A 16949-nucleotide genomic window follows, 5' to 3' on the forward strand; every position below is an offset into this window, starting at 1 on the left:
GACGGGGTGGTGAATATGTGAAAGAACAAGACGTGCTGCTAGATGTCAAACAGCTGTCCATTGCGTTTCAGCAGAAAAAGCAAAAAGTGCCCATCGTCCATCACATATCGTTCTCGATTCAAAAAGGGGAAACGTTAGGGATTGTGGGTGAATCAGGCTGCGGGAAAAGTATCACAAGCATGTCATTAATGGGACTGAATCAGCAAACCGATACAACGGGCGAGGTTCACTTCGAAGGGCAAAATCTGCTGTCACTTTCAGAGAAGCAGTGGCGAGAGATAAGAGGAAATGACATTTCAATGATTTTCCAAGAGCCTATGACATCTCTGAACCCATTAATGACCATCGGCAAACAAATGACGGAAGCCCTTTTCACACATCAATCAATCGGTCAGAAAGAAGCAAAAGCGAAGGCGATTGATCTTCTTCAAACAGTTGGGTTGAAGCAAGCGGAATCGTTACTTAAAAAATATCCACACGAATTATCAGGCGGCATGCGCCAGCGAGTCATGATTGCGATGGCAATGCTTTGTCACCCAAAGCTCATGATCGCTGATGAACCGACAACTGCACTTGATGTAACCATCCAAGCGCAAATCCTTCGTCTGCTCAAAAAGCTGAACGAAGAGATGAATACTGCTATTTTATTTATTACCCATGATCTAGGTGTCGTGCGGCAAATATGCCAGCGAGTCATGATTATGTATGCCGGTCGAATTGTAGAAGAAGGAACCGTTGACCGTATTTTTCAAAAACCTCTGCATCCCTACACGAAAGGTCTTTTCGCCTCAGTTCCATCGTTTAAAGAGAAAAAAGAAAAGCTCATCTCTATTGCAGGTCATGTGCCTAAGCCAGGGGCCATCCGGTCCGGCTGTCAATTTGCACCACGCTGCCCATATCAAATGGCGCAATGTCTTGAAAAAGATCCAGCCTTACAATCCATTGAACAGAATCACCGCGTGGCATGTTTTCTAATGGAAGGAGGAGAAGACACTGAGTCACCCACTTTTGCAAGTGAATCAGCTGACAAAACGGTATGACACAGCCGCTTTTTTTTCTAAACATAAACAATCGACTTTGGCTTTAAATCAAGTGTCCTTTCACGTGAAGGAAGGAGAAACGCTTGGCATTGTTGGTGAATCAGGCTGCGGGAAATCAACACTTGGCAAAAGCCTAATGAGATTGACTGAACCGACGTCAGGCTCTATTCAATTAAAAGGGCAGGAGATCACCCTTCTAAAAGAACGAGATATGCGTTCCTTAAGAAAAGACATTCAAATGATCTTTCAAGATCCATATGCTTCTTTAAATCCAAGAATGAAAATCAAAGATATTTTAGAGGAACCACTGATTGTCCATCAGCATGGGACGAAAGCAGAAAGACGGAAACGGGTAAAAGAGATGCTGCACATTGTTGGATTTGATCCTTCCTACGGAGAACGTTATGCGCATCAATTCAGCGGCGGGCAAAGGCAGCGTATCGGTATTGCTAGAGCACTTATTACGCACCCAAGTCTTGTCATTGCCGATGAACCAGTTTCGGCTTTGGATGTATCCGTTCAAGCGCAAATTTTGAATTTGATGCTTGAATTGCAAAAGACGTTTTCTCTGACGTATCTGTTTATTTCTCACGACCTTGGGGTTGTCAGATATATGAGCGACCGGATCGCCGTCATGTATGCTGGGCGCATTGTCGAGATGGGGCCTGCCGAAGATGTGTTTCACAGCCCGCTTCATCCTTATACGTCGCTGCTTCTGAAATCCATTCCACATATGGATCACGTACTAGAGGCGCAAGATGTGGCAGCAGAAGAGACCCCAATGACGGAACGCGGCAGCTGTCCTTTCTACAAAAGGTGTCCAAAAAGATGGGAGAAATGCCTGAAAGCAGTTCCTGCTTTGTATGAGGAGGCACCGGGGCACGCAGCCGCGTGTTATTTATATCAAAAGGAGGAACACAATGAAGAAGACATGGTTATTCAGTAGTTTCATTTTTGTGCTGGCACTGGCGCTCTTTTTAGGGGGATGCTCATCTTCACCGACATCAGAAGAAAAGGCAACAAAAGATACCCTCGTATTTGGCAGAGGAGGAGATTCCACTTCACTAGATCCAATCACCACAACAGAAGGCGAAACCTTCAAGGTCACAGAGAATATATTTGAAAAGCTCTTGAATTACGGTGAGAAAGACACGACCATCCATCCTGGCCTCGCAACAGAATGGGATGTTGCAAAGGACGGAAAGTCATACACGTTCTACTTAAGAAAAGGTGTGAAATTCCACGATGGCACAGACTTTAACGCAGAAGCAGTGAAATTCAATTTTGAGCGCTGGATGAATGGAGACGCAGAAAAGTTTCCTTACTATGGTATGTTTGGCGGCTATAAAAAAGATAAAGGGCATGTCATTAAAGACATCATCGTCAAAGGCGAGCATGAAATTGAATTTCAGCTAAAGCGCCCGCAGGCGACATTCCTCAAAAACATTGCTATGTCACCATTTGGCATCGCAAGTCCAGCGGCTGTTGAAAAAAGCGGCGATTCATTTAGAGAAAATCCAGTGGGGACAGGACCATTCAAGTTTAAAGAGTGGAAGCAAAACGACCGTATCGTGTTAGAAAAAAACGAGGATTATTGGCAGAAGGATAAGCCAAAGCTGAATCAAATCATCTTCCGCTCCATTCCAGAAAACTCTGCTCGTTTAAATGCCCTTAAAACAGGCGAGATCGACTTAATGGATGGCGTGAATCCGTCAGATTTAGATGGCATTAAAACCGACAAAGCACTCCAGCTCATTGAAAGACCATCGATGAACGTAGGCTATATCGGACTGACTGTCACAAGAAAGCCGCTTGATAACAAGCTCGTTCGTCAGGCACTCAATTATGCGGTCGATAAAGAATCGATTATTGAGTCATTTTATGGCGGACTTGCTGAGCCAGCAAAAAATCCATTGCCGCCAGCTTTAGAAGGCTACAATGACGACATTGAGCCATATCCGTATGATCCAGAAAAAGCGAAAGAACTATTAAAACAAGCGGGCTTCCCTGACGGCTTTCGCATCAAGCTTTGGGCAATGCCTGTACCGCGTCCATACATGCCAGATGGAATGAAGGTAGCAGAAGTCATTCAGTCAAATTTTGAAAAGGTCGGCGTCAAAGCAGAAATTGTGACATATGACTGGGCAACCTACTTAGATAAAGCAAGTAAAGGGGAAGCAGATGTGTTCTTATTAGGCTGGACAGGGGACAATGGCGATCCTGATAATTTCATCTACACTCTGCTGGACAAAGACAGCATTGGCGGTAACAACTATACATTCTTCGAAAATGATAAAATGCATGACATTTTAATTGAAGCGCAAACAGACACAGATCAAAAGAAACGAAATGAGCTGTATAAAAAAGCGCAGGAAATCATTCATGACGAAGCGCCTTGGATTCCATTGGTGCATTCGATTCCAATGCTTGCCGCTTCTAATGATTTAAAAGGCTATCAGCCGCATCCAACTGGTTCAGAAGCTTTAACTGACGTGTATTTCGAATAAGCAAATCAGGGAGATCTTGTATCTCCCTGATTCAAACAAAGAAAAAGGCGGTGAAAGCTGTTTGTTTGCTTATTGTATGAAGCGGGCAGGAATGCTCATCCCAGTACTCATCGGAATGACATTGGTCGTGTTTTCAATTATTCGTTTTATACCTGGAAATCCAGCGCAGGTCATCTTAGGACAGCGGGCAACGAAAGAGGCAGTAGAACAATTAACGATCCAGCTCGGTTTAGATCAGCCATGGTACGTTCAATACGGTCATTATATGCTTGGCCTTTTAAAAGGGGATTTAGGAACTTCCATTCGAACAGGAGCGGCTATTGCCCAGGAAATGAAGCCCTACTTATTTGCGACGTTAGAATTGACCTTTTTTGCCATGGTGCTGGCGATTGTGGTGGGAGTGAATGCCGGAATCATTAGTGCTTGGTTTAAGCATTCTTTCTTTGATTATGCCGCGATGTTTATTGCACTCATCGGAGTGTCCATGCCGATTTTCTGGTTAGGCTTAATGGGGCAGTGGCTGTTCTCGATCGAATTAGGTATTTTGCCGACAACAGGCCGAGAAGATGTAAGGAATCCAGTCGAGTCGATCACGTATATTCATACACTGGACACGCTTTTGCAAGGCCGGTTTGATCAATTCGCTGACAGCATCAAGCATTTGATCTTACCAAGTACAGCACTCGCAACAATTCCTGCTGCGATTATTGCGAGAATTACAAGGGCAAGTATGCTGGAAGTGCTTCATTCCGACTTTATTCGAACAGCAAAAGCAAAAGGAGTACGTTCATTTTTTATCATTTATCAGCATGGCCTGAAAAATGCGCTCATTCCGGTCTTGACGATTATTGGTCTTCAGACGGGCCTCTTGCTTGGTGGAGCGATTTTAACAGAAACCATTTTTGCTTGGCCGGGAATCGGACGGTATATATATGACGCCATCAGTTATCGCGATTACCCAGTCATTCAAACAGGTATTCTTGTCGTTGCGCTTATATTTGTCCTGATCAATTTCGTTGTGGACATCTTGTATGCGGTCATTGATCCAAGGATTAAATATTAGGGAGGGAGAGTGACAATATGGAAGCACAAAAAGAGCTTGAACCACCTCAGCCAAAAGATGAACGCTCTCAATCATTGATTCTTGAATCAATGAAGCAGTTCTTTCAGCATAAGCTGGCGGTCATTGGCAGTGTGATTGTCTTTTTATTTCTGATCCTAGCAATCTTTGCACCGCTCATTGCTCCTTATGGAATCAATGAACAATCACTCGGTGAGCGATTTAGTGCCCCTTCAGCTGCACACTGGTTTGGTACGGATGATTTCGGCAGAGATATATTTTCAAGAGTTGTGCATGGAGCACGGATTTCCTTATGGGTCGGCTTCTTCTCGGTCCTCGGGTCTGTCATTTTAGGCACACTGCTTGGATTGATAGCAGGCTATGGCGGAAGAGTGCTAGATGCTGTGATCTCTAGATTGTTTGATATTTTACTTGCTTTTCCTAGCATTCTATTAGCGATTGCTATTGTCTCCATTCTAGGCCCCTCCTTACAAAATGCCCTTATTGCCATTGCGATTATTAATGTCCCAACCTTTGGACGGCTCGTTCGTTCAAAAGTGCTGAGTATTAAACAAGAAGAATACGTGCTGGCAGCAAAGGCGGTGGGGATGTCACACCGCCGCATCGTACTGCGTCACATTCTGCCAAATAGTATGGTGCCAGTCATCGTACAGGCAACGCTAGCAATCGGAACCGCAATTATTGAGGCAGCCGCTTTAGGCTTTTTAGGGTTAGGTGCACAGGCGCCAAGTCCAGAATGGGGGAAAATGCTCGCCGATGCGAGACCTTATCTCGTTCAAGCCCCTTGGACATTATTCTTCCCAGGGATAGCGATCATGCTGACGGTTCTAGGCTTTAACCTGATGGGGGATGGATTAAGAGATACACTAGATCCTAAAATGAAGAAAATAAAATAAGACCGATTCTCAGAATCGGTCTCAGCGCGCAGGCAAACCCTCGCATTCGGTGTCAGTCCTGCGTGCCGGTGCTCACGAATACCAATTCGCTCCGCTCCTCGTTCTTCCTAGACTGCAAAGGTTTTCAGGTCACGCTGAAAAGATGACAAAGAGCTAAAATCAAGATCATTTTAGCTCTTTGTCAACAATTTAAGACCGATTCTAGGAATCGGTCTTTTCTGTTTATGCTTCTTTTTCTTCTGTCTCAATTTCACTATCTTTTGGGTGATACGTCTGGAAGCTTGTAATCAATGTATCTAAATGCTCTAATTCATCACGGTATTCGATGATGCTGGACATGACATTCAGCATATTGTAATCGAGCAAGTCGTTTTCTTGGTTTTGCTGATGCTGAATAAATGATTTCGTTAACGTCTCAAGGCGAAGAGAGCATTCATTTTGAAATTCATCGTCCTGCGGCTTCATTTTTCCGACGAATTTCATCAAGGTGCGCTCATGCCAATACAATAAATAATCAATTTCATCCGTTAAGCTTTCCCTGAAATGCTCTGGCATCAAATGAATTTCATTTTCTAATTTATGAAGCTTTTTCAGCAAATACAGAGCGCGATTCGATGTCATAATGGCCTGCCTGAACAAAACAAGCTTTCTTGATTTGACATACGTGGTTTTCTTTAAATAGCTTCGTTCTTCTTTGTATAGCAAGTAAATATGATCTAATTTGATCATGCGTTCTTTTATTTGATCGATGTCATCCTTTAATGTGGAATGATCAGTAGACTGTCTGGAGCTCAGACGGATCCATTTTAAAATCTCCTCCGTATTTTCCATAATGTGATGAACAAGCTTTGTTTCATATTTTGGCGGCAGGAAGATTAAATTCACTAAAAATGAAGAAAGAACTCCTAACACCACAGTAGCTGTTCGGATTAGGGCAAAGGAAAGGAAATGATCCCCTGCACTTTCTAAAATCGCGATGACGGTTACAAGTGCAATCGGAATCGTGTGTTCAATCTTCAGCTTTAAATTAATGGCGATGACCATGACGGCGGTTAAACCGATAATGACTGGTCCTGTGCCAAAAAGCAGACCGAACGTAATGGCAAGCGCTGCTCCAATAATATTGGCTTGCACTTGATCAACAATGGTTAAAAAAGATCGATAAATTGATGGCTGGATAGCAAATACAGCTGCAATTCCCGCGAAGACGGGCGTTGGCAACCCAAGCCATGTTGCCAGGTAAAGCGCGAGTACAATGGCAATACCAGTTTTTAAAATACGGGCTCCAAGTTTCATTGGTTTTGTCCCTGCATTCCTTTCTTTTCGATAATAGATGATCACTCGTCATTTATCATTCATATTTTGATGAAACAACTAAGTAATATACAGCGGTCTTCCGAAATATTCAAGTGATTTTTGAAAGTTCATGAAAACATCTAAAGAAGGTATTGAGAAGAAATGTAACAGATTCGCACGCTTTTGACAAACAAGAGTTGGTAAATAAAAAAACAGGCGCATGTTTTTACGCCTGTTTTGGACTTCATTATGATTGTTTTAGCTGTGCAAATGCATGATCTACTGCTTTTAGCGTCTCAGAAATATCTTTTTCAGTATGTGCGATCGTTAAGAACCAAGCTTCATATTTAGAAGGAGCGAGGTTAATGCCTTGGGCGAGCATTAATTTGAAGAAACGGGCAAACATTTCTCCATCCGTATTTTCAGCCTGCTCGTAGTTCACAATCGTTTCTGTTGTGAAATAAATTGTGAGCGCTCCTTTTAAGCGATTCACTGTAATATTTACTTGATGCTTTTTGGCATGGGCTAAAATGCCTTCTTCTAACATAGAGCCAAGCTGATCAAGACGCTCGTAAACACCGTCTTCTTTTAACACTTCCAAGCAGGCAATACCTGAAAGAATGGATGCAGGATTTCCTGCCATTGTGCCAGCTTGATAGGCTGGTCCAAGCGGGGCAACTTGTTCCATAATTTCTTTTTTACCGCCGTAAGCGCCGATAGGAAGTCCGCCGCCAATAATTTTTCCTAATGCAGTGAGGTCAGGTTTTACTTGAAGCAAGTCCTGTGCACCGCCATACATAAAGCGGAAAGCGGTAATGACTTCATCATAAATCACCAGTGCGCCTTTTTCATGTGTGAGGTCATTGACCTGCTGCAGGAAACCGTCCTTAGGCTCTACGATGCCGAAGTTCCCGACAATTGGCTCGACAAGGACAGCTGCTACTTCATCACCCCAGCGATCTAATGCTTCTTTATAGCTGTCAATATCATTAAATGGAACGGTAATGACTTCATTAGCGATACTTTTTGGTACGCCCGCAGAATCAGGTGTTCCTAAAGTGGAAGGACCAGAGCCTGCTGCCACAAGCACAAGATCAGAGTGGCCGTGATAGCATCCGGCAAACTTAATGATTTTTGTTCTGCCTGTATATGCGCGAGCCACTCGAATCGTTGTCATCACCGCTTCTGTACCTGAATTGACAAAACGAACTTTGTCCAAAGCAGGCATGGCTTCCTTCAGCATTTTAGCAAAAGTGACTTCATGCTTCGTTGGTGTTCCGTAAAGGACACCTGTTTCAGCCGCTTTCGTGATGGCTTTTGTAATATGCGGGTGGGCATGTCCTGTAATAATTGGACCGTATGCTGCTAGATAGTCAATATAGCGGTTTCCGTCAACATCCCAAAAATAAGCGCCTTCTCCTCTTTCCATCGCAACGGGTGAACCGCCGCCTACTGCCTTATATGAACGAGACGGGCTGTTGACACCTCCAACAATGTGCTCCAGCGCCTCTTGATGTAATTTTTCTGATTCTGTGAATTTCATAAATAGCCTCCTATCTCAACGTATCACGTCGTCTAACATTATTTTAACATGCCGATGCAAGCGTCCTTAGTTGAATATCCTCTCAAAATTGGATAGGCTAATTAAAAAATAGGTTGGAGGGATTGTGTCATGACAATCGAAGTAGGGCAGCAGGTACCTGACATTGAATTAACCGGTGACAACGGGGAGAAAATAAAGCTTTCTGATTTTAAAGGAAAACATATTGTTCTTTATTTCTATCCAAAAGATATGACACCAGGCTGTACAACAGAAGCATGTGATTTCCGCGACCGCCATCAAAGCTTTGCAGAATTAGATGCTGTCATTATCGGTGTAAGCCCAGACAGTCAGGACAAGCACCAAAAGTTTAAAGAAAAACATGATTTGCCGTTTCTGCTTCTTGTAGACGATGAACAGAAATTGTCTGAAGCCTTTGGGGTATGGAAGCTGAAAAAGAACTTTGGCAAAGAATATATGGGAATCGAGCGTTCAACGTTTCTGATTAATAAAGAAGGCACGCTTGTGAAAGAATGGCGAAAAGTAAAGGTAAAAGACCACGTAGAGGAAGCGCTTGAGGAATTGAAAGCTCACGCTTAATATCCTAACAGGATGAGATCGGCAGTCATGCCGGTCTTTTTTGTAAAGAAGAATAGGTAAAAAAGAGGATTGTAATTGACAAAGTTTCGGCTCTGGGGGTACACTATTTATAAAGATTATAATATAAGAATATTTTTGAAGAGAGGTGCATGATGAAATGGCTGCTCACGAACTAAAAGACGCTTTAGATGCTCTAAAAGAAACCGGTGTTCGAATTACTCCGCAGCGCCATGCCATCTTGGAGTTTCTCGTAAATTCTATGACTCACCCAACCGCGGACGATATATATAAAGCACTTGAAGGAAAATTTCCAAACATGAGTGTCGCAACGGTTTACAACAATTTACGAGTCTTCCGGGAATCTGGATTAGTAAAGGAATTAACGTATGGTGATTCCTCAAGCCGATTTGATTTTGCGACATCTGACCACTACCATGCGATTTGTGAAAACTGCGGAAAAATCGTAGATTTTCACTATCCTGGCCTTGATGAAGTTGAACAGCTTGCATCCCATGTGACAGGCTTTAAAGTCAGTCATCATCGCTTGGAGATCTATGGAACTTGTCAAGAATGTGCGAAAAAAGAAAATCATTAATGAAAAAAGCTGACCGGTTAAATGGTCAGCTTATTTTTATGACTTTTTTCGATTGTAGGATTCATCAAACTCTTTACCTTCTAATGCTGGATCAAGTGTAAGCGGCTCTCTGCAATGCATGCACATGTCCACCCGCCCAAGCACTTTTGTTTCCTTCTCACAGCCTGGACAAACGACACGTACTGCCTTCGTAGAAAGCATACCAATCCAAAAGTAAACCGCTGTACTTAATCCAATCGATAAGACGCCAAGCAGCATAAAGAAAGTCGACAGCCAGATCGATTCCTTGAAGAACACACCGATATACATGATCAGAAAGCCAACAAAAACCAAACTAAGTGCAAATGTTCTGATTTTATTAATCTTACTGGAGTATTTCGCCATCCCTAGTCCCCCTTATCTCCAATATAGCACATTTTACCTTTCCGTTTGAATTAGTTATAGAGTTTTGTGAATAAATTGCTTATAATGATTCAATGATCTTTTTTCATGTATTGAAGGAATTTTGATTCTATGAGGAGAAATACATAGCATTAGAGAAGAACTTTACACCCGAGTATTGGAGGAATCACTATGGAAAATCTTCTCCGTCCTATTTATCAAGAGAGAGCAAGCCATCCAGACACATTAGCTGTGATTATAGTAGAAAGAAGACATAAAGTATCTTCTGAGACGGATAACTTTGATGCAGCACTTTTGGTCATCGTAAAAGAAGCGGAAGAGCCGTTATTTATCAAGCACTATGAATCCGATCACCAAACAGCTTCTTTAAACGTTGTCACAGATGATCAACTAAAGGAATGGATTACCCTCGGTACTAACCGCCGAATCATCGATTGGATTTTGAATGGAAAAGTCCTTTTTGATCGAAATGAATATATCTTCAACTTAATTGATGAACTAAGTACATTCCCGTTTTCAAACCGCAAGCTCAAAATCGGTTTAGAATATGGCAAGCTCATTCGCAGATATATAGAAGGAAAAGCATTTTTTGAGTCAAATCAATTCCTTGATGCATATAATTCCATTGTGCATGCCCTGCATCACCTAGCACGTATTGAAGTAATTGATAAAGGCTTCCACCCAGAAGTGACCGTTTGGAACCAAGTGCGTCATATGGAACCTGAAGTATACAAACTTTACTCAGAACTGATTGAAAGCCATGAAAGTCTGCATAAACGTTTGGAACTTTTATTTTTAGCAAATGATTTTTTGATCCATTCAAAAGCAGAAATTGGTGCCGCTCATTTGCGTCATGTCATGGAACAGAAGGATATATGGCTTTTTGGTGAGCTTCTTGCACACCCAGATCTAAAGTATTTCACGCCTGACCTTAGCGTCATGATTGATTTCTTTGTGGAAAAAGGAATTGTTCAAGTGGAGCCGATTGAGACAAAGGGTCAAAAAATCTATCATCGAGGATATTTTGTGAAAAAAGATATTGACGCATGAATATTATGATGGTATATTATTAAACGTCGCTAACGAGCAACTGAGTTGCTTTGAAAGAAAAGCTGACAAAAAGAAATTCTAAAAAAACGCTTGACGCACACGGTGCTCAAATGTTATATTAAGAAAGTCGCCTCTGAGCGATAACGAAGATGATCTTTGAAAACTAAACAAGACAAAACGTACCTGTTAATTCGAGTTTTTATAAAAAAATCCTATGATACTTCATAGGTAGTCAGTCAAACTGGCGAGGCAGGAAATGATCACATGCTAAGTTCGCTACATCGTGTAGCAACGCATGTGTGATATGCATCCTGCATACCTCGGAGAGTTTGATCCTGGCTCAGGACGAACGCTGGCGGCGTGCCTAATACATGCAAGTCGAGCGGACAGAAGGGAGCTTGCTCCCGGATGTTAGCGGCGGACGGGTGAGTAACACGTGGGTAACCTGCCTGTAAGACTGGGATAACTCCGGGAAACCGGAGCTAATACCGGATAGTTCCTTGAACCGCATGGTTCAAGGATGAAAGACGGTTTCGGCTGTCACTTACAGATGGACCCGCGGCGCATTAGCTAGTTGGTGGGGTAATGGCTCACCAAGGCGACGATGCGTAGCCGACCTGAGAGGGTGATCGGCCACACTGGGACTGAGACACGGCCCAGACTCCTACGGGAGGCAGCAGTAGGGAATCTTCCGCAATGGACGAAAGTCTGACGGAGCAACGCCGCGTGAGTGATGAAGGTTTTCGGATCGTAAAGCTCTGTTGTTAGGGAAGAACAAGTGCGAGAGTAACTGCTCGCACCTTGACGGTACCTAACCAGAAAGCCACGGCTAACTACGTGCCAGCAGCCGCGGTAATACGTAGGTGGCAAGCGTTGTCCGGAATTATTGGGCGTAAAGGGCTCGCAGGCGGTTTCTTAAGTCTGATGTGAAAGCCCCCGGCTCAACCGGGGAGGGTCATTGGAAACTGGGAAACTTGAGTGCAGAAGAGGAGAGTGGAATTCCACGTGTAGCGGTGAAATGCGTAGAGATGTGGAGGAACACCAGTGGCGAAGGCGACTCTCTGGTCTGTAACTGACGCTGAGGAGCGAAAGCGTGGGGAGCGAACAGGATTAGATACCCTGGTAGTCCACGCCGTAAACGATGAGTGCTAAGTGTTAGGGGGTTTCCGCCCCTTAGTGCTGCAGCTAACGCATTAAGCACTCCGCCTGGGGAGTACGGTCGCAAGACTGAAACTCAAAGGAATTGACGGGGGCCCGCACAAGCGGTGGAGCATGTGGTTTAATTCGAAGCAACGCGAAGAACCTTACCAGGTCTTGACATCCTCTGACAACCCTAGAGATAGGGCTTTCCCTTCGGGGACAGAGTGACAGGTGGTGCATGGTTGTCGTCAGCTCGTGTCGTGAGATGTTGGGTTAAGTCCCGCAACGAGCGCAACCCTTGATCTTAGTTGCCAGCATTCAGTTGGGCACTCTAAGGTGACTGCCGGTGACAAACCGGAGGAAGGTGGGGATGACGTCAAATCATCATGCCCCTTATGACCTGGGCTACACACGTGCTACAATGGACAGAACAAAGGGCTGCAAGACCGCAAGGTTTAGCCAATCCCATAAATCTGTTCTCAGTTCGGATCGCAGTCTGCAACTCGACTGCGTGAAGCTGGAATCGCTAGTAATCGCGGATCAGCATGCCGCGGTGAATACGTTCCCGGGCCTTGTACACACCGCCCGTCACACCACGAGAGTTTGCAACACCCGAAGTCGGTGAGGTAACCTTTATGGAGCCAGCCGCCGAAGGTGGGGCAGATGATTGGGGTGAAGTCGTAACAAGGTAGCCGTATCGGAAGGTGCGGCTGGATCACCTCCTTTCTAAGGATATATGGAGCAGCGTACGTTTTCGTCTTGTTTAGTTTTGAAGGATCATTCCTTCAAAACATGTCTCTAGCGAGACAGGATTGTTCTTTGAAAACTAGATAACAATAAGTAATACATTCACATTGAATGCAATGCAAAGTTCATCACACATAGTGATTCTTTCTAAAGTAAGAAATGGTTAAGTTAGAAAGGGCGCACGGTGGATGCCTTGGCACTAGGAGCCGATGAAGGACGGGACGAACACCGATATGCTTCGGGGAGCTGTAAGCAAGCTTTGATCCGGAGATTTCCGAATGGGGAAACCCACTGCTCGTAATGGAGTAGTATCCATACTTGAATACATAGAGTATGAGAAGGCATACCCGGGGAACTGAAACATCTAAGTACCCGGAGGAAGAGAAAGCAAATGCGATTCCCTGAGTAGCGGCGAGCGAAACGGGAACAGCCCAAACCAAGAGGCTTGCCTCTTGGGGTTGTAGGACACTCTATACGGAGTTACAAAGGAACGATATAAGCGAAGAGGTCTGGAAAGGCCCGCCAAAGAAGGTAACAGCCCTGTAACTGAAATGTCGTTCTCTCCAGAGTGGATCCTGAGTACGGCGGAACACGTGAAATTCCGTCGGAATCCGGGAGGACCATCTCCCAAGGCTAAATACTCCCTAGTGACCGATAGTGAACCAGTACCGTGAGGGAAAGGTGAAAAGCACCCCGGAAGGGGAGTGAAATAGATCCTGAAACCGTGTGCCTACAAGTAGTCAGAGCCCGTTAACGGGTGATGGCGTGCCTTTTGTAGAATGAACCGGCGAGTTACGATCCCGTGCAAGGTTAAGCAGAAGATGCGGAGCCGCAGCGAAAGCGAGTCTGAATAGGGCGCATGAGTACGTGGTCGTAGACCCGAAACCAGGTGATCTACCCATGTCCAGGGTGAAGTTCAGGTAACACTGAATGGAGGCCCGAACCCACGCACGTTGAAAAGTGCGGGGATGAGGTGTGGGTAGGGGTGAAATGCCAATCGAACCTGGAGATAGCTGGTTCTCTCCGAAATAGCTTTAGGGCTAGCCTCAAGGTAAGAGTCTCGGAGGTAGAGCACTGATTGGACTAGGGGCCCCTACCGGGTTACCGAATTCAGTCAAACTCCGAATGCCGATGACTTATCCTTGGGAGTCAGACTGCGAGTGATAAGATCCGTAGTCGAAAGGGAAACAGCCCAGACCGCCAGCTAAGGTCCCAAAGTATACGTTAAGTGGAAAAGGATGTGGAGTTGCTTAGACAACCAGGATGTTGGCTTAGAAGCAGCCACCATTTAAAGAGTGCGTAATAGCTCACTGGTCGAGTGACTCTGCGCCGAAAATGTACCGGGGCTAAACGTATCACCGAAGCTGCGGACTGTTCTTACGAACAGTGGTAGGAGAGCGTTCTAAGGGCTGTGAAGCCAGACCGGAAGGACTGGTGGAGCGCTTAGAAGTGAGAATGCCGGTATGAGTAGCGAAAGACGGGTGAGAATCCCGTCCACCGAATGCCTAAGGTTTCCTGAGGAAGGCTCGTCCGCTCAGGGTTAGTCGGGACCTAAGCCGAGGCCGAAAGGCGTAGGCGATGGACAACAGGTTGATATTCCTGTACCACCTCCTCACCATTTGAGCAATGGGGGGACGCAGGAGGATAGGGTAAGCGCGGTATTGGATATCCGCGTCCAAGCAGTTAGGCTGGGAAATAGGCAAATCCGTTTCCCGTAAAGGCTGAGCTGTGATGGCGAGCGAAATTTAGTAGCGAAGTTCCTGATTCCACACTGCCAAGAAAAGCCTCTAGCGAGGTGAGAGGTGCCCGTACCGCAAACCGACACAGGTAGGCGAGGAGAGAATCCTAAGGTGATCGAGAGAACTCTCGTTAAGGAACTCGGCAAAATGACCCCGTAACTTCGGGAGAAGGGGTGCTTCTTAGGGTGTTAAAGCCCCGAGAAGCCGCAGTGAATAGGCCCAGGCGACTGTTTAGCAAAAACACAGGTCTCTGCGAAGCCGTAAGGCGAAGTATAGGGGCTGACGCCTGCCCGGTGCTGGAAGGTTAAGAGGAGCGCTTAGCGTAAGCGAAGGTGCGAATTGAAGCCCCAGTAAACGGCGGCCGTAACTATAACGGTCCTAAGGTAGCGAAATTCCTTGTCGGGTAAGTTCCGACCCGCACGAAAGGCGCAACGATCTGGGCACTGTCTCAACGAGAGACTCGGTGAAATTATAGTACCTGTGAAGATGCAGGTTACCCGCGACAGGACGGAAAGACCCCGTGGAGCTTTACTGCAGCCTGATATTGAATGTTGGTACAGCTTGTACAGGATAGGTAGGAGCCTTGGAAACCGGAGCGCTAGCTTCGGTGGAGGCATCGGTGGGATACTACCCTGGCTGTATTGACCTTCTAACCCGCTGCCCTTATCGGGCAGGGAGACAGTGTCAGGTGGGCAGTTTGACTGGGGCGGTCGCCTCCTAAAATGTAACGGAGGCGCCCAAAGGTTCCCTCAGAATGGTTGGAAATCATTCGCAGAGTGTAAAGGCACAAGGGAGCTTGACTGCGAGACCTACAAGTCGAGCAGGGACGAAAGTCGGGCTTAGTGATCCGGTGGTTCCGCATGGAAGGGCCATCGCTCAACGGATAAAAGCTACCCCGGGGATAACAGGCTTATCTCCCCCAAGAGTCCACATCGACGGGGAGGTTTGGCACCTCGATGTCGGCTCATCGCATCCTGGGGCTGTAGTCGGTCCCAAGGGTTGGGCTGTTCGCCCATTAAAGCGGTACGCGAGCTGGGTTCAGAACGTCGTGAGACAGTTCGGTCCCTATCCGTCGCGGGCGCAGGAAATTTGAGAGGAGCTGTCCTTAGTACGAGAGGACCGGGATGGACGCACCGCTGGTGTACCAGTTGTTCTGCCAAGGGCATCGCTGGGTAGCTATGTGCGGACGGGATAAGTGCTGAAAGCATCTAAGCATGAAGCCCCCCTCAAGATGAGATTTCCCATTCCGCAAGGAAGTAAGATCCCTGAAAGATGATCAGGTTGATAGGTCTGAGGTGGAAGCGTGGTGACACGTGGAGCTGACAGATACTAATAGATCGAGGACTTAACCTATATTCTAATGTGAAGCATGAACATTGTTATCTAGTTTTGAGAGAACATTTTTAAAATACTCTTGATTTATTTTCAATACATAGTATAATATCTTTTGTCACTAAATTGTCTGGTGATGATGGCGAAGAGGTCACACCCGTTCCCATACCGAACACGGAAGTTAAGCTCTTCAGCGCCGATGGTAGTTGGGGGTTTCCCCCTGTGAGAGTAGGACATCGCCAGGCTTTCTTCATTCCGCAGTAGCTCAGTGGTAGAGCTATCGGCTGTTAACCGATCGGTCGTAGGTTCGAATCCTACCTGCGGAGCCAATTTGGAGAGCTGTCCGAGTGGCCGAAGGAGCACGATTGGAAATCGTGTAGGCGGTAACCCCGTCTCAAGGGTTCGAATCCCTTGCTCTCCGCCACAATTTACATAATAAAGGGCCCGTTGGTCAAGCGGTTAAGACACCGCCCTTTCACGGCGGTAACACGGGTTCGAATCCCGTACGGGTCACCATTTTTATAGAATATACACCAGCATTTTTTATTCGGAGGATTAGCTCAGCTGGGAGAGCATCTGCCTTACAAGCAGAGGGTCGGCGGTTCGAGCCCGTCATCCTCCACCATATCTTTTATATCGTCGCGGGGTGGAGCAGTTCGGTAGCTCGTCGGGCTCATAACCCGAAGGTCGCAGGTTCAAATCCTGCCCCCGCAACCAAAATGGTCCGGTAGTTCAGTTGGTTAGAATGCCTGCCTGTCACGCAGGAGGTCGCGGGTTCGAGTCCCGTCCGGACCGCCATTTTTCAAAAGAATACTTGGCTCGGTAGCTCAGTTGGTAGAGCAACGGACTGAAAATCCGTGTGTCGGCGGTTCGATTCCGTCCCGAGCCACCACTATTTGCCGGTGTAGCTCAACTGGTAGAGCAACTGACTTGTAATCAGTAGGTTGGGGGTTCAAGTCCTCTTGCCGGCACTGTTTTTCAAAA

At 45.8% G+C, this 16949-nt stretch carries 11 protein-coding genes, 8 tRNA genes and 3 rRNA genes; 19 read left to right on the forward strand and 3 right to left on the reverse strand.

Annotated features, from left to right (window positions below; genetic code table 11):
• Window positions 1–17: 17 nt before the first annotated feature.
• The 5 genes from NSU13_RS04215 (at window position 18) to NSU13_RS04235 (ending at window position 5524) form a co-directional block, all read left to right on the forward strand.
• The gene (locus NSU13_RS04215) at window positions 18–1040 is read left to right on the forward strand and encodes an ABC transporter ATP-binding protein (protein WP_326135430.1); all 1023 of its coding nucleotides are present in this window, start codon (window positions 18–20) and stop codon (window positions 1038–1040) included.
• The gene (locus NSU13_RS04220; RefSeq protein WP_120208556.1) at window positions 1009–1986 is read left to right on the forward strand and encodes an ABC transporter ATP-binding protein; all 978 of its coding nucleotides are present in this window, start codon (window positions 1009–1011) and stop codon (window positions 1984–1986) included. Before NSU13_RS04215 ends, NSU13_RS04220 begins: the two co-directional genes overlap by 32 nt.
• Window positions 1961–3547: an ABC transporter substrate-binding protein gene (locus tag NSU13_RS04225; protein WP_061110602.1), complete on the forward strand. Its 1587-nt coding sequence runs from the start codon at window positions 1961–1963 to the stop codon at window positions 3545–3547. Before NSU13_RS04220 ends, NSU13_RS04225 begins: the two co-directional genes overlap by 26 nt.
• Window positions 3548–3608: 61 nt before the next feature.
• On the forward strand, window positions 3609–4610 hold the full coding sequence (locus NSU13_RS04230) for an ABC transporter permease (protein ID WP_061110605.1): 1002 nt from the start codon (window positions 3609–3611) through the stop codon (window positions 4608–4610).
• Window positions 4611–4627: 17 nt separating this feature from the next.
• Complete coding sequence (locus NSU13_RS04235; protein ID WP_025093464.1) at window positions 4628–5524, forward strand: ABC transporter permease; 897 nt, start codon at window positions 4628–4630, stop codon at window positions 5522–5524.
• 222 nt (window positions 5525–5746) lie between these two features.
• On the opposite strand, the gene NSU13_RS04240 is transcribed toward NSU13_RS04235, so the two are convergent.
• Together NSU13_RS04240 and NSU13_RS04245 are read right to left on the reverse strand one after the other, a co-directional pair.
• Window positions 5747–6820 (reverse strand): aromatic acid exporter family protein, encoded by a 1074-nt coding sequence (locus NSU13_RS04240; RefSeq protein WP_034284217.1) that lies wholly within the window; start codon window positions 6818–6820, stop codon window positions 5747–5749.
• Between the two features lie 247 nt (window positions 6821–7067).
• Entirely contained in the window at window positions 7068–8363 is a 1296-nt protein-coding gene (locus NSU13_RS04245) for a glutamate-1-semialdehyde 2,1-aminomutase (protein ID WP_061110603.1), read from the reverse strand.
• 129 nt (window positions 8364–8492) lie between these two features.
• On the opposite strand from NSU13_RS04245, the gene bcp reads away from it, so the two are divergent.
• On the forward strand, window positions 8493–8960 hold the full coding sequence (gene bcp, locus NSU13_RS04250) for a thioredoxin-dependent thiol peroxidase (RefSeq protein WP_056766971.1): 468 nt from the start codon (window positions 8493–8495) through the stop codon (window positions 8958–8960).
• 157 nt (window positions 8961–9117) lie between these two features.
• Window positions 9118–9555, forward strand: coding sequence for a peroxide-responsive transcriptional repressor PerR (perR, locus tag NSU13_RS04255; protein WP_012009347.1), 438 nt, complete (start codon window positions 9118–9120; stop codon window positions 9553–9555).
• Between the two features lie 36 nt (window positions 9556–9591).
• Here the strand turns inward: perR and NSU13_RS04260 are convergent, their stop codons facing one another.
• Window positions 9592–9939 carry a YgzB family protein gene (locus NSU13_RS04260; RefSeq protein ID WP_024425201.1) on the reverse strand — a complete coding sequence of 116 codons (348 nt, stop codon included), beginning with the start codon at window positions 9937–9939 and terminating at the stop codon, window positions 9592–9594.
• Window positions 9940–10128: 189 nt separating this feature from the next.
• On the opposite strand from NSU13_RS04260, the gene NSU13_RS04265 reads away from it, so the two are divergent.
• From NSU13_RS04265 to NSU13_RS04320, 12 genes are all read left to right on the forward strand, one after another.
• On the forward strand, window positions 10129–11007 hold the full coding sequence (locus tag NSU13_RS04265) for a nucleotidyltransferase-like protein (RefSeq protein ID WP_024425790.1): 879 nt from the start codon (window positions 10129–10131) through the stop codon (window positions 11005–11007).
• Window positions 11008–11324: 317 nt separating this feature from the next.
• Window positions 11325–12873, forward strand: a 16S ribosomal RNA gene (locus NSU13_RS04270).
• A gap of 182 nt (window positions 12874–13055) precedes the next feature.
• Window positions 13056–15986: ribosomal RNA gene (locus tag NSU13_RS04275) — 23S ribosomal RNA — on the forward strand.
• A gap of 108 nt (window positions 15987–16094) precedes the next feature.
• A 5S ribosomal RNA gene (gene rrf, locus NSU13_RS04280) occupies window positions 16095–16210 on the forward strand.
• Together the 16S, 23S and 5S rRNA genes with 8 tRNA genes alongside form the textbook arrangement of a ribosomal RNA operon.
• Before the next feature lie 9 nt (window positions 16211–16219).
• Window positions 16220–16294: transfer RNA gene (locus NSU13_RS04285), tRNA-Asn, on the forward strand.
• Window positions 16295–16298: 4 nt separating this feature from the next.
• Window positions 16299–16389: transfer RNA gene (locus NSU13_RS04290), tRNA-Ser, on the forward strand.
• A 17-nt stretch (window positions 16390–16406) separates the two neighbouring features.
• Window positions 16407–16481: transfer RNA gene (locus NSU13_RS04295), tRNA-Glu, on the forward strand.
• A 33-nt stretch (window positions 16482–16514) separates the two neighbouring features.
• A tRNA-Val gene (locus NSU13_RS04300) sits at window positions 16515–16590 on the forward strand.
• A gap of 15 nt (window positions 16591–16605) precedes the next feature.
• A tRNA-Met gene (locus tag NSU13_RS04305) sits at window positions 16606–16682 on the forward strand.
• A gap of 4 nt (window positions 16683–16686) precedes the next feature.
• Window positions 16687–16763 (forward strand) — tRNA-Asp (locus NSU13_RS04310).
• 18 nt (window positions 16764–16781) lie between these two features.
• Window positions 16782–16857 (forward strand) — tRNA-Phe (locus NSU13_RS04315).
• Window positions 16858–16863: 6 nt separating this feature from the next.
• Window positions 16864–16936: transfer RNA gene (locus NSU13_RS04320), tRNA-Thr, on the forward strand.
• Window positions 16937–16949 lie beyond the last annotated feature (13 nt).

It is taken from the genome of Bacillus sp. FSL M8-0049 (assembly GCF_038593355.1).
In the GTDB taxonomy this organism is placed as follows: Bacteria; Bacillota; Bacilli; order Bacillales; family Bacillaceae; genus Bacillus; species Bacillus safensis.

Excerpts from the sequence above, each read along its gene's own strand:
- NSU13_RS04245 (WP_061110603.1), bottom strand. The coding sequence starts at position 8,363 with ATGAAATTCACAGAATCAGAAAAATTACATCAAGAGGCGCTGGAGCAC.
- NSU13_RS04240 (WP_034284217.1), bottom strand. The coding sequence starts at position 6,820 with ATGAAACTTGGAGCCCGTATTTTAAAAACTGGTATTGCCATTGTACTC.
- perR (WP_012009347.1), top strand. The coding sequence starts at position 9,118 with ATGGCTGCTCACGAACTAAAAGACGCTTTAGATGCTCTAAAAGAAACC.
- NSU13_RS04225 (WP_061110602.1), top strand. The coding sequence starts at position 1,961 with ATGAAGAAGACATGGTTATTCAGTAGTTTCATTTTTGTGCTGGCACTG.
- NSU13_RS04235 (WP_025093464.1), top strand. The coding sequence starts at position 4,628 with ATGGAAGCACAAAAAGAGCTTGAACCACCTCAGCCAAAAGATGAACGC.
- NSU13_RS04260 (WP_024425201.1), bottom strand. The coding sequence starts at position 9,939 with ATGGCGAAATACTCCAGTAAGATTAATAAAATCAGAACATTTGCACTT.
- NSU13_RS04265 (WP_024425790.1), top strand. The coding sequence starts at position 10,129 with ATGGAAAATCTTCTCCGTCCTATTTATCAAGAGAGAGCAAGCCATCCA.
- bcp (WP_056766971.1), top strand. The coding sequence starts at position 8,493 with ATGACAATCGAAGTAGGGCAGCAGGTACCTGACATTGAATTAACCGGT.